We start from the raw sequence: 12,773 nt of genomic DNA, 5'->3' as shown, positions 1-12,773 counted from the left end.
CTAACCCTCTCCCGGAGGGAGAGGGAACTGATCGAGGTGATTGCGAGAGCTACGCCGACGTGAAATACCGAGCTGAACTCAAATCCGGAAGCAGATCAAAAGCCCCCTCACCCTAACCCTCTCCCGGAGGGAGAGGGAACTGATCGAGGTGATTGCGAGAGCTACGCCGACGTGAAATACCGAGCCGAACTCAAATCCAGAAGCAGATCAAAAGCCCCCTCACCCTAACCCTCTCCCGGAGGGAGAAGGAACTGACCGAGGTGATTGCCAGAGTTACGCCGACGTGAAATACCGAGCCGAACTCAAATCCAGAAGCAGATCAAAAGCCCCTCACCCTAACCCTCTCCCGGAGGGAGAGGGAACTGACCGAGGTGATTGCGGGAAATACACCGACTTGAAATACCGAGCTGCACTCAAATTCGGAAGCAAATCAAAAGCCGCACCCACCCCGCTCTCTTCACCACTCAACAGGATGAGCGTTAGCTCGGCTGCAGCTCTTGATCTTGCCGTGCTGGCCCCTTCGGCAGGCTGAGTGGAGGGATTGATCCGGGGGTGGGAGCGCAGCGACCGTTTGGCGAAGCCAAACACAGCGAGAGGAGGTGCAGCGAAGCAAACCGTAGGCGCTGCGCCCGGATCGATCCCGGAGCGAAGGAACCCCGAGCCCCAGCGAGCGGGCCGAACGCCGGGGCCCAGCCTTTTGCTTACTTTTCGGCGTCTGGAAAAGTGAGTCGCTGTAAGAGCGAAACCGCCAGCGGCGACACCCGCAGAAACGGATATTCACAAAGAACACCCAGAGCATGGTCGGCCCAAAGGCCGCCAAGGCACCAAACAAAAAAAAGCCCCGCAAACCGAATGAAAGGCGCGAGGCAAAAAATTGGTTGGTTGCGGCCAACCAAAGGAGCTCAGTCAATACGTAAAAAAGCCAAAGTCAGATGCAATCCTGCGCCGCCCGCTCAAAACTCGAAGGCAAAAGATTCGAAGCCAGCAAATGGCGCTCATAGATAAACACCTTGCCGCCATTACCGGCCTTATAAGCCTCCAGCACGTTGTCAGCAGAAATCTTGCTCGGCACCACAATCCGATAACTACGCTGAGTCTGCGAAACCGTCGGATTCAATGCACTGCCCTGCAACTTCGGCACAACACAATCGGCGTACTGCGCAGGCGTCTTGCTGGTCTGCAACGTCAGGCTCGGATTGTTCGGCGCCGAAGCGCAACCGGCGAGCAGCAAAGAGGCAACGGCCAGAGCGGGCACAAATAAAAGACGCATCGGTGTCATCCTGAAAATAAAGGTTCGGTTCAACCGGCAACGGTTCAGCCTCACGGAGCCGCCGTCGCCATTTATGTTTTAAGTGATCAGCTCGACGCCACCAGCGCCTTGAGCGACACATCGAATTGCTTCAACGCGTTGAGTTGCAGGTCACGCTGCTTGCCGATCTGTGCAGCGATGGCCGGTGCCGCCTGGTTATGCACCCAGACCGAAGGCAACTGCTTCTCGACGGCGCCTTCTGCCTTGCCGATGTATTGCAGGTCGGCGTCGTAGAAGCGTGCGGTAAAACGCGCTTCAACCAGACTGTTGCGCTGCGTCAGCAAGCGGTTGAAGGTATCGAGCTTCACCACCACGTCCGGATGCGCCTGTACCAGGGCATCAAGGTTGTCGTAAACGGTTACCGACAAGAACTGTTGTTGCAGCGAACTCACCAGCCAGTCGATGGCCAGTTCCGGATCGGAACTGTCAACGAACGCTTCACGAATCCGCGAATCCAGCGCGTCTTTCGCGCCGTTGACCGCCATGTTGTGGTAACGCTCAAGGTATTGCAGGTTGTCCAGGGTGTTCTCGCTGAGCAACACACCCACGGTTTGCGAATGCTGCAACGTGGCGCTGCTGCCCGTGATGGTCTGGAAGTGACACGACCCGGCGTCGGCTGCGTAAGTCGGAGCTGTGAACAGTGCGCCGCCTGTCAGCAGGGCGACAAAAGCCAGTCGGGTCAGGGTGTTCATCGCGCAAATTCCTTGAGCTGCGTGTTCGATGGAAGCGATTTTCCGCCGAATGCCGACAAAGCAGAACTTGCGTTTCGTGATGGTCACTATTACTTCTAGCAATAGTTGCGCGACGTGCAGACTGCTACACACTCAACCACAACGAGAAAAACAGCCCATGAGGAGTTCGCCTTGAGAACGTTTGACCTGATCCGTGACGCCGTTCTGCCCGATTTTCGCGAGCGTGTGGCCGAATATCTGGTTCAGTACGAAAGCGTATTGCTGGACAAAGGCATTACCGACCCGCAGCTCATCCAAGACACCGCCAACCAGTTGCGCGGTTACCTGCGCGGGCTTAACACCACCCGGGTGCTGGGCATGGCCTATTGGGAAGAGCTGGATCGCCGAGTCGTCGACACCTGGCTTGAGCCCAAGCCATGACCGATCGGCACGGCGGTCAGGGTGGCGGTGAGCGACCGCGCCCTCCCCGCTGCCAATGATCTGCGCGGCAACACGACCTCTGCGAAAAAACCGCCCGAACGCTTACAATCGCCGGTCAAACTGCCACTCAGACAGGCTCATCAAGAAATGCCGCTCGACCCACCTACGATGCTGACCCTTTCCATCGCCCTCGCAGCCGCCGCAGCGCTGTACCTGGCGATCGAATGGCGCAGCATTCGTGAGCCTTCGCTGCTGTTCTGGAGCGCCGGTTTCGCCACCATCACGGTCGGTTCCACCCTGGCCCTGCTACGCAGCAGCGGCTTTTTGCTGATCGGCATCTGGTTCGCCAACGGCCTGCTGGTGACCGCGCATTTCCTGTTTCTGCTCGGCGTGGCGCGTTTCACGCAGATACGCTTGTCGACGGCCTGGTACCTGATCTTTGTCACCTGGCTGGTCTTGCTGCTGTTGCCGGAGGGGCCGCTGTGGTCGAAGGTCATGCTGGCGGCCAATTCGTTGCTGGTGGCGCTGTCGACCCTCAAGGCCAGCTCGCTGCTGCGCCCCCATGGCAAATCGTTGAGCGTCGGCGCGGTGCAGTTGCGCTATGTGCTGCTCGGTCACGGTATTTTCTACGTGGCCAAAGCGCTGACAGTGGTGATCCCCGGCACGCTGATCGATCTGGCGGCGTTTCGCGGCGAGATCATTCAGATTTCCCTGGTCGAGGGCGCGATGGCAATCATGTTGATCGCCCTGTCGATGACCGGCACCGAGCGTTATCGCCGCGAAAAACAGATCGCCCGCCTCGCCGAACGCGACCCGCTGACCGCTTTGTATAACCGCCGCGCCCTGGAAAAACGCGCGCCGCGCCTGTTCGAACAGGTTTCGCCGGCGCATCCCGGCGCCTTGCTGCTGATCGACATCGACAACTTCAAACTGGTCAACGACCAATACGGCCACACCGCCGGCGATCGTTTGCTGATTACCTTGAGCGAGATGATCCGCTCGGTGCTGCCGCGCAATGCGCTGACCGCACGCCTGGGCGGTGACGAGTTCGTCATTTTGCTCAGCAGCACCTCAGGTGAGCGCGTCATGGAACTGGGCAACGCGTTGCGTGAGCAGTTTCTGATCATGACCTCCCAGACGTTCCCGACCACCGCTGCGGTGACCCTGAGCATCGGCGCCAGCCTGTTCGACAAGCCGCCCGCGCACCTGACGGCGCTGATCGAACAAGGTGACGCCGCCCTCTACGAATCGAAACGCGGCGGACGCAATCGTCTGCGCCTGACCGGACTCACTCCTCCAGGATAATAAAAACCATGTCCAGCCTCGTTACCCCTTTGCAAGACCTCGCAGCACCCGAAGGCGTTTGCTACGGCTGCGGTGGCCGCAACCCGCACGGTCTGCACGTCAAAAGCCGCTGGCACGAAGACGGCGTTCACGTGATCGCCGAACACCTGCCGGACGCCAAGTACTGCGGCTGGCCGGACCTGGTCTACGGCGGCCTGCTCGCGATGCTGGTCGACTGCCATTCCAACTGGACGGCCATGGCCTACCACTACCGCGCCGAACACCGCGAACCCGGTAGCCTGCCGCGCATCGACTGCGTCACCGGTAACCTCGGCATCAAATTCATCAAGCCGACACCGATGGGCGTGACGCTGACTCTGCGCGCGAAAGTCGAGGGTGACGTCGGGCGCAAGACCCGGGTGATCTGCGAGGTGTTTGCCGGGGAAGTCCTGACGTCAGTGGGCGATTCGGTGTTTGTGCGTGTCGATACCGGGCAACTGGCGGATGCGGCACACGGGCGATAAACCTGGCGAGCCTGCCTGGCTTGTCAAACCGTTACCGGCAGGCCCTGGCGACTGTTCAACTGACCACAGCCCCTTTGGGGCCGCTGGCAATCAGGGCGGCGCCACAAGCGGTTTTCATGCCGTCCAACGCCACAGGCGTGCCATCAACGGTGTAAGTGCTACTGCCCTCGGCGATGGGGAAAATCCCTTTGCACAGAGGGCAGCTTACCTTGTGTCCGACACCGGCAATGGGCTTGCCATTGAGATCGGTTTGAGAGAATGCCTCAAGGACCGTGCCACCATGCGTGGTGGAGTCACCCAAGCGAATCGCGTCTTTCACAGCATAACTCCTTTGCCGTTCAATCAGGCCCGACGGTCTGACCTTCGCCCCCTCATTCTTCAATCTCCCACGCCAATCCCGGGTCCGCTTTGCCGTGTTCGCAAAAATACAGCAACGCTTTCCGGGCACTTTCTTTGCCGACAACCTGGTTTTTCGGGTAACTCCCGGACTGCCCACCGACGACGACATCAACCGTCTCATCGTTTGATGCATCAGGAGTAGTCAGTGTGTACAGCTTCTCGTCGACGTTGACCGCGATAAACACAACATAGCGATGGTCGTTCCCCCCGCCCACGCTCATGTAGTTATCGTCATCGAGCAAAAACAGTGTCGAACTGCACGCCTTTCCATCCAGTCGATCCAGAGTTTCGAGTACCTTTGCGCGGTCGGGACTCAAGTGCTCTCGCTCTTTGAAAGTCTCGCCCTTTGCTTCGTCTTCTATGATTTTTTCCAGCTTCATGATCACTACTTCGTTGGTGTGTAAGTTCGGCTGCCACTGGGTGAATGCACGGTAATATTACATCCCAGATTTCGAGCCAGTGAACGAATACCCCCTGCGCCCGGCAACCCACAAGCCTTGCACGGATCGCGGTCGACCCACATTTCGGCACTTTCGGCTTTACCTGCCATGCCCGCATTCACGGCATGTTGCACCGCTTCAGCCTCCGCGTGGGTTTTGGTTTGCGCATTTACCCGATCGAGGGTAATCGCCGTCTTGGGATTCTGATCACCTGAGTTTATACCCTCGAAACTCTGACCATTGACCCTCAATAAAGACAATGTCGATGTGTCATTGGCAGAACCTGCGACGGGTAGACCCAAGGCTTTCCTGCGGTCAGCCAGTTGCTGCCGTGGATCACAGGTTTCCAGGCCCAGCGGATCGATCCAGCCCGTCGGGTTTGGTGCATAGACATAAAGATTCAAGCCACCGGCATAGCTGATCGGGTCTTTGCTGATGAAACGACCGACCTGCGGATCGTAGTACCTGTAGCGGTTGTAATGCAGGCCCGTCTCATGGTCATGGTACTGCCCCTGAAAACGCAGTGGATTCGTCAGCCCTTGTTGCCTGGCACGATCTGAACGCTGTTCCTGAACTTGGCCCCACGCCTTGTATTGCGCACTCCAGACGATTTCACCTCGCTGGTCAGTCAGTTCCTGTGGCGTGCCCAAGTGATCGCACTGATACCAGCTCAACTCATCGATCGGTTGGGCCTTGGGTGCGTGGTTCCACAACGGATCATCGTCCAGTCGATATTCGTCGCTGTAGTCGGGCTGCTCCGACAGTTTGATTGCCTGATGCCGCAGTGCCTGAGCGACAGGCACAAAGGTGCCAGGCTCGTACACGTAATGCACGGTACGACCATAGTCACCATCCACCTGTGCGAGGCTACTTTCCCAGGCTAGAACGTCACCGTCCCAACCATATAACGTGAAGCCGCAACCCGACTCGCGCTGCTTGCGTGCGTATTCGTGATGGTTCCATTGAGAGCCGGCTTCAGGGTGCTGTTTAAAGTGCGCACGGGAGTGTTTGTAAACCCTGCGGCCCAGCGCATCGTAGGCGTAATCGACCTCCAGACGGGCGTCGTCAAAATGCACCAGACGGTCGAACAGATCCCAGCGCAGCCGGCTGTAAGTGCCGTTATGCCAGCGCTGGATCAGGTTGCCCCGCTCGTCATACTCATAATGAGTGCCGGCGTACTCGCGCAGCAGGTTATCCAGAAGCTTGCTGCGGGTCGGGTCCTGATCCAGCGGGCGTCGGGTTTGCCGGGCCGTATCGTCGAGCAGATTGCCAGCCGGGTCGAAGGCAAAGGTTTCCACACCCAGGCGACTGCTCGCCTGAAGCAGACGACCGACCGGGTCGTATTGATAAGCCAACGTCCCTCGGCGAGTATCGTCAATACCGCGCAACTGACCTGCCGCATCGTACTGATACTCGCGTTTGAGGACAGTGCGCTTATCGTCGGCGCGCCCCAGCAGTTGCTCCTGCAAACGTCCGGCGGGGTCCCACTGCTGGGTTTGCAACAGATGATTGCCCTGATGCCGCGCAACTTCACGATGCAGGTCGTCGCGCTCGAAACCGATAAGGTCATGTTCATCGAGGCGCATGCCCAACAGATGACCGCTGCCGTAAGTCAGCCAACTGACCCGATGACCGTCCGGACGCAGCGTGGCCACTCGCTGATTGAGCGCATCGTATTCATGTCGCCAGATCGCGACCGAGGGTTTTTCCAACCCCAGAAAATGCTGATGTTCGCGCAGCAGGTTGCCAGCCGGGTCATGGAACCACTGCAAGCGGCTCTGATCGTTACTGGCCAGCACCAAGTTGCCGTTACCATCGTAGGCGAAGGTTTCCGCTTGCGACTCGCTGCCCAGCGTCGCCAAACGGCTGATCATCCGGTTCATCGGGTCGAACTGGAATTCGGTGAGGCGCTCGCCGTCGCGAATGGAGGCCAATCGCCCGGTCTCGGTGTCATAGCGATAGTGTTTGCTGCGCCCATCGAAGCCGGTTTCATGGAGCAAGCGCCCTACCGGATCGTACTCGAACTGCACCCGCTGCTGGTTCTCGTTTTCCAGGGCGGTCAGCCGCCCCAGTCGGTCCCAGCGATAGCGCAACGTCTGTTCCGTGGCATCCACTCGCTCGGCCACCAGCCCCGCAGCCGTGTAACGCCAGGAGGTGCAGCGGTCCAGCCCGTCGACATGCGCCAGCAAACGACCTTCAGCATCGTAAGTGAAACGTTCTTCGGTTTTATCCGGATGCCTGATCAGCACCCGCTGGCCGGCACGGTATTGGTACTCGGTGCTTTGCCCGGCCGCGTCGGTGAAGCAAATCAACTGCCCAAGACTGTTGTACTCCCAGGTACTGGCCTTGCCGGAGCAGTCGGTATATTTCGTCAGTTGACCGGCATCGTTGTATTCAAGTTTCTTCTCGGCGCCGTTGGCGTCCTTGATCGCTTTGAGCAGGCCTGCCGAGGTGTAGGCGTATTCGGTCTGGTTGCCCAATGGGTCAATGGTTTTCTCCAGATTGCCGTGAGCATCATAGTCGCGCAGCCAGAGCCCGCCTTCGGCGTCGCTGATCTTGATCAACTGATCTTGATCGTCATACGCAAAATGCACGACGGTGTCGTCGGCACGAATATGCTCAAGCACATTGCCCCGTTCGTCATAGCTGAAGCGGTCGATGCTGCCGTCGGTGTGCACATGGCGCACGACGTTTTTCGCCTCATCGCGAAACAGCCATTCCGAGCGTTCATCCGGGTGTCGAATGCGATAGGTGTAGCCAAGGATGTCGTAGTAGTGCCAGGTCTCGTTGCCATGGGCATCGGTGACATACGTCAGGCGGATGTTTTCGTCCCATTCCAGCCGGGTATCGAAACTGCCGTCATCCGCCCATTCGCGGACGGCTTTGGCATCAGCGCCCTGACCTTGCCATTGCAGGTTCATCCCGCGCCCGGTGCGATCGGTGTAACGCGTGACCAGATGGTGCTGGTATTGATAATTCCAGGCCGCGCCGTTTTCATCCTGGGCCTGGATCAGATCACCGCTGGCGTCGTAGCGATAGGCACACAATTGACGCTTGGGTGCACCGTGGCGAATTTCCCAGAGACCGATCAGGTGCCCTTGCGCGTCGAGCAGGGTGCCGAGCTGCAAGTGGACGTTGCTGATATCGCCTTCGTAGGTAATCAGATCCGACAACACCGCCTCGTCGTCATGACGGTGTTCGTAGTGAAGCATGACCCCGGCACCGCTGCGCAGGACGATACCGATCAGCACGTAACGCTGACCGCGGCGCACGTAGGTTTCCTTGCGCTCGATACCGCTGCACAGCACCAGCCGGTTTTCGTCGACCCGCACCAGCGTCAGGCTTTCAACCGGGTCGTAATGGGCCTCACCGACTTTGGGCAGTGGGTAATTGTGGCTACGTCCATCTGCCGCGTGAAACACCAGGCCGTCATCGACGCGATCGAAACGGGTGGTGAATTCGGTAATCCAGCGAGCGCCCATGTCCCCTTTGTCATAGGCCTCCAGGCGCGAGTAATACGTGCGCGTCCAGTTGATCGGGAACGGGCCCGGCAGGCTGAAATCAGTGTGACGGAAAGTCTCCGAGCCCATCGAGAAACTGATGCTGTGCGCGGTAATCGGGCACACCACGTTTTTTCTGCAATTAGGGTCGGCTTTCGCCCCGGCTTGCTTGGACTGCATCTCAAGCTGACCTTCCCCGGCCTTGCGCTTGGCCTGGGTGGTGCCGCCGGGTTTGACGTTCGTACTCTGACCATGCGCCTTGCGCTTACGCCAGGTGACCACGGCGCCACCGAGCATCTGCAACAGCCAGCCGATGGAGTGTTGAACACCCGGATCGCTGAGCTTCTTCAGCTGAGTTCGCAGCTCTACGCCCAAAGTCCGCAGCATGGACGTATTGCTGAGCACCAATGCCTTGGCTTTTTCCGGCAGCAGGTTTTTCGCTGCGCTGTTGGCTACGCCTTTGCCGGCGGCCTTGTAGGCACTGAACGCTGCACCAAAGATGTTGCCGATGGCCGCTTTGGGGTCATGCAGTAACTGGCTGCGCGCCGCCGTGATCTTTGAACCCGCAGCGTTGAGGTCGCCCTTGGCATCGAGTTTGCCATTGACGACGGTTTCCAGCCCCTTGGCAATCTCGTTCACCGCGCTCTGGCCCAGTTTGCCAGCGTCGTCGAGAATGCCAGCGAGTTTGGGCTGCGCCTGTTTTACGAAGTCATCGATCGTGCCGACAATGGTCGCGTTCAAATGCCCGATCAACACTTCGATCAGCGAATCACCCAGAAGCATCTTCGCGCTGTTACGCAGTTCCTGGCGCACCAGGCCCAATGTCGGACGCAGCGTCATGCGTGCCGATGCCATGGTTGGAGGGGCCGGCAGTACGCCAATCAGGTTGATCCCCAGGCTGACCCAGTCCAGCACTTGGCGCTGCTTGCTTTTGGCCAGGGTCACGATGTCGCCAAGGGCGTCGACCAGCGCCATGATGTTACCCACCACCGGCAAGGCGCCGGCAACGTTCTTCACACGGTCGAGCGTGACAACCCCGCCACTGATCGACTGCAGCCAGGCATCGAATTTGGCGGCGCCGCGACCGACGTCTTGAATATCGATGGTGTTGAGCGGAACGACAGCAACCTGGGGTTCACGTTTTTTATCGGGCGCAGGAGTCGGAGTAGTCATGACATGAACTCATCTGGCAGCAAGCTTGAGGCCGGACTCAGGCCGGGCGTTTGAATCGCGTTTTTGGGCAACGAAACGGCAGGCAAACTCGGCAACTTGCCGTTCTTGCTCGCGGCGCCGAGGATGCTCGACGCACTCGGCAACGCCGCACTCGCCAATTTCGGCAATCCAGCCGCGCCACCCTGCACAACACCCTTAACCTGCTGCGCTGTTTGCATCGCACCTTGCGCCGTCTGCATCGCACTCATCCCTGTTTGCGCCATGTCCTTGCCCTTCTCCAACATGTCCCAACTCTTGCTCGGCAAGACCTGCGCGACCATCGCCTGCACTTGGCTCGGCACGTTTTCAGCCCCCGGCGGATTCAACGGCCACTCAGGTTTGCCGATGTAACTGCCATCGCTCCACGTATCCGCCGGATCCTTGCCGAACAGCACTTGCGCCGGCCCCGGTGCGGCGCCGGTGACGCTGGCGAAACCCTTGCCGTCGAGCTTGCCCTTGATGCTTTTGCCCAGGGCATCGATAACTTCGTAGTCGCCTTCCTTGATGCCCTGACGCCCGGCGTACTGGTTGAACAATTCAAGGTTGCCCTTGCCCGGTTTCGGCGGTTCCGGGAACACGCCCGCCAGGGATTTCGCGCCGGTGTAGGCGAAGTTCGCCGCGTGCGCGGTGTACGGGCCGCTGGTGGCGTGGGTGATGCCGCCGGCGTTGTAGGTGGTGGCGCTGCCGCCGCCCTGGATCACCAGTTCGGTTTTCGCGGTGATGGTGATGCGGTCGGCATTGGCAGTGATGTTGAGTTTGGCCAGCAGGTTGATGCTGTCCTTGAGTGCGCGCACATCGATGTCGCCGGACGCTGCAACCAGACGCCAGCCCATGCTTTGCACGAACAGGCGCATGCCGCGACTGGCGCTGGCCAACAGGCGTTTGCCGATCGACAGGCTGGTGTGGCCGGTGCTGCTCAATGCCAAATGTTCGCCAGTGGCGATGTGGCTGGAGCGCGGCGTGGTCAGGGCGATGCCGGCCGGGCTGGCGAGGACCAGATGCGGCTCGGTGAACTCGGGAAATTCGTTGGCGGTGAGGTTGGCCGGACCGCTGCCGAGTACGCCTTGGTGCTGGGCGTGCAGCGCTTTGGCGACGTCGTCCTGATCGCCGGCCTCTTGGGCCTGAAGCTCTTTGGCCTGAACGGCAAAACCGTCCTGCTGATCGCTGGCCGTGGCGAGGCGCTCGGCAGTTTCCGGCAGATCCTTGTGGTGCTTGGATTCGTTCGGCCGTGGCTCGGTGGTGATCAACAGACCGGCCCCGGCACGTACTGCGCCGTGGCGGTCGGTTCTCAACTCAAAACCTTCGCCGCGCGGTTGACCGCCGCTCGGGCGCGGATGAGTCAGATAACCGAGGTTGATCGCACTCGCGCCGTGGTCACTGCGCAGCGCGATGCTGATCTCGCTGGTGGTGTCGTCGATGCGTAATTCGTTGGCGCGGCTGCCCTTGTATTCCTTGCTCTTGACCGTGGCCAGGGTCTTGAAGTCCGGCAGTTTGTACGGCGGCAGATTCGCGCCGTGGTACAGGCAACCGGTGATCAGCGGCTGGTCGGGATCGCCTTCGAGGAAGGTGATCAACACCTCCATGCCGACCCGCGGAATGTTGATCGAGCCAAAAGTCTCGGCAGCCCAGCTCGATGCGACGCGCATCCAGCAACTGGTCATGTCGTCGTGCTTGCCTTCGCGGTCCCAGAAGAACTGCACTTTCACCCGGCCGTACTGGTCGCAGTAGATCTCTTCGCCTTCAGGGCCGCAGACCACCGCACTTTGCGTGCCGAGGACTTTCGGTTTCGGGTGATCGAGCGGCGGACGGTACGGCACGTCCCATGGGATCGCGCTGAAGCGGTTGCGATAGCCCTGGTGGAAATCGTCTTTGTTGTCGGTGGTGTCGCTGGTCACCGACTCTTCGAGCACCTGAGGCTGCTTGCCTTCGTGGAAGATTTCAGTGAGCAGCCAGAGGTCGTTCCACGTCGGGTTGGCGTGCTCGGTCAGGGCGAGGAAATGCCCGCTGACCAGAATCGGCTGATCGCTGTTGCCTTCGGCCAGACGATAGTCGCTGCGATGGCGTTCCAGCGCGCGATTGGCCAGGTGTTTGCCGCGCTCGCGATCGACGAAACGGCCCGGGTAATCGTAGTCTTCGAGGTCCGGTTGGGCGCTGCTTTTGGCGTCGCTTTCCAGCTCGATCTTCGGTTTGACGAAATCGTAATCGCGGCGCGTGGTGCGACTGGTGCGGGTGGCCAGACGCAGGCCAAAACGCTTGACCACCGGTTTGTCGGCGACCAGTCCGGAGTCCTGCTGATAGGCCACTGGCGCGAGTTTCGGGAACACCGTCTGGTCATCGCCGAAGGTCAGTTTGTGGCCGCTGGACGTGTGCTGGAAGTGGTAGTGAATCCCCTCCTCTTCGCACAGGCGCTGGATGAAATCCAGGTCCGATTCGTCGTACTGCACGCAGTAGATCCGTTCCGGATAAATCGCGCTGAGCTGGAAGTGGTAGTCGCTGGCGAGAATGCCGTGCTCTTCCAGGACCTGGCTGATGATCTGTTGCACGGTCATCTGCTGGAAGATGCGCTGGTTGACTCGATGCGCGAGGTAGGCCAGTTGCGGGCGCAGGTAAATCTTGTAGCGGGTCAGGCGCTTGCCCGCCTCGCCTTGGGCAATGCTGTAGACCAGCCCGTGAATGCCAGTGCCGGTTGGCGACAGCTGAAGAAACGCCAGTTTGTGCAGCACGCTTTCGAGGTTGATCGAGGCCTTTTCACTGACCAGTTCCAGCTCGAATTCGAACGGCGTGTTAAGGGCCTCACGACCGGTGAACGACAGCACCTGAAAGTCGCTGTCGACACCATCAACGGTCAGATTGAAATGAGGCTGGTTGGCCGGTGAGAACATTCCCTTGTCCCTCGCGCAGTGCTGCAACACGCCTCAGGGTGCAAGAGCCTGAGGCGAAGAATTGCTTGATCGAACAGTGAACTCGACCAGTCAGACTGGTCGAGTCGGTAT

At 59.6% G+C, this 12,773-nt stretch carries 9 protein-coding genes; 3 read left to right on the top strand and 6 right to left on the bottom strand.

The window, feature by feature from the left end; genetic code table 11:
- Positions 1-928: 928 nt before the first annotated feature.
- A complete protein-coding gene (locus tag AB4O01_RS03920) occupies positions 929-1,270 on the bottom strand; it encodes a hypothetical protein (RefSeq protein WP_095126388.1) in 342 nt (113 codons plus the stop codon).
- 86 nt (positions 1,271-1,356) lie between these two features.
- Positions 1,357-2,001: an ATPase gene (locus AB4O01_RS03915; protein WP_093433203.1), complete on the bottom strand. Its 645-nt coding sequence runs from the start codon at positions 1,999-2,001 to the stop codon at positions 1,357-1,359.
- Between the two features lie 171 nt (positions 2,002-2,172).
- Between AB4O01_RS03915 and AB4O01_RS03910 the strand changes: the two genes are divergently transcribed.
- From AB4O01_RS03910 to AB4O01_RS03900, 3 genes are all read left to right on the top strand, one after another.
- The gene (locus tag AB4O01_RS03910; protein ID WP_093433206.1) at positions 2,173-2,421 is read left to right on the top strand and encodes a hypothetical protein; all 249 of its coding nucleotides are present in this window, start codon (positions 2,173-2,175) and stop codon (positions 2,419-2,421) included.
- Between the two features lie 147 nt (positions 2,422-2,568).
- Positions 2,569-3,726 carry a GGDEF domain-containing protein gene (locus AB4O01_RS03905; RefSeq protein WP_460090743.1) on the top strand — a complete coding sequence of 386 codons (1,158 nt, stop codon included), beginning with the start codon at positions 2,569-2,571 and terminating at the stop codon, positions 3,724-3,726.
- Positions 3,727-3,734: 8 nt separating this feature from the next.
- Positions 3,735-4,229, top strand: coding sequence for a PaaI family thioesterase (locus AB4O01_RS03900; RefSeq protein WP_320336918.1), 495 nt, complete (start codon positions 3,735-3,737; stop codon positions 4,227-4,229).
- 55 nt (positions 4,230-4,284) lie between these two features.
- On the opposite strand, the gene AB4O01_RS03895 is transcribed toward AB4O01_RS03900, so the two are convergent.
- Genes AB4O01_RS03895 through AB4O01_RS03880 form a run of 4 tightly spaced genes read right to left on the bottom strand, consistent with a single transcriptional unit; the run spans position 4,285 to position 12,662 of the window.
- Positions 4,285-4,548: a PAAR domain-containing protein gene (locus tag AB4O01_RS03895; protein ID WP_093433215.1), complete on the bottom strand. Its 264-nt coding sequence runs from the start codon at positions 4,546-4,548 to the stop codon at positions 4,285-4,287.
- A 52-nt stretch (positions 4,549-4,600) separates the two neighbouring features.
- Positions 4,601-5,008: an Imm1 family immunity protein gene (locus AB4O01_RS03890; RefSeq protein ID WP_320336919.1), complete on the bottom strand. Its 408-nt coding sequence runs from the start codon at positions 5,006-5,008 to the stop codon at positions 4,601-4,603.
- Positions 5,009-5,013: 5 nt separating this feature from the next.
- The gene (locus AB4O01_RS03885; protein WP_460090741.1) at positions 5,014-9,741 is read right to left on the bottom strand and encodes an RHS repeat-associated core domain-containing protein; all 4,728 of its coding nucleotides are present in this window, start codon (positions 9,739-9,741) and stop codon (positions 5,014-5,016) included.
- Positions 9,738-12,662: a type VI secretion system Vgr family protein gene (locus tag AB4O01_RS03880; RefSeq protein WP_460090740.1), complete on the bottom strand. Its 2,925-nt coding sequence runs from the start codon at positions 12,660-12,662 to the stop codon at positions 9,738-9,740. Before AB4O01_RS03880 ends, AB4O01_RS03885 begins: the two co-directional genes overlap by 4 nt.
- Positions 12,663-12,773 lie beyond the last annotated feature (111 nt).

The sequence above is a fragment of the Pseudomonas sp. S2_E02 genome (assembly GCF_054668355.1).
Note: the sequence above shows the minus strand (reverse complement) of the source record. Positions and strands in the feature narration are given on the sequence as shown.

Bases quoted from the DNA above. Each gene is read 5' to 3' on its own strand.
- AB4O01_RS03920 (WP_095126388.1), bottom strand. From the start codon at position 1,270: ATGCGTCTTTTATTTGTGCCCGCTCTGGCCGTTGCCTCTTTGCTGCTC.
- AB4O01_RS03915 (WP_093433203.1), bottom strand. From the start codon at position 2,001: ATGAACACCCTGACCCGACTGGCTTTTGTCGCCCTGCTGACAGGCGGC.
- AB4O01_RS03905 (WP_460090743.1), top strand. From the start codon at position 2,569: ATGCCGCTCGACCCACCTACGATGCTGACCCTTTCCATCGCCCTCGCA.
- AB4O01_RS03900 (WP_320336918.1), top strand. From the start codon at position 3,735: ATGTCCAGCCTCGTTACCCCTTTGCAAGACCTCGCAGCACCCGAAGGC.
- AB4O01_RS03890 (WP_320336919.1), bottom strand. From the start codon at position 5,008: ATGAAGCTGGAAAAAATCATAGAAGACGAAGCAAAGGGCGAGACTTTC.
- AB4O01_RS03885 (WP_460090741.1), bottom strand. From the start codon at position 9,741: ATGACTACTCCGACTCCTGCGCCCGATAAAAAACGTGAACCCCAGGTT.
- AB4O01_RS03880 (WP_460090740.1), bottom strand. From the start codon at position 12,662: ATGTTCTCACCGGCCAACCAGCCTCATTTCAATCTGACCGTTGATGGT.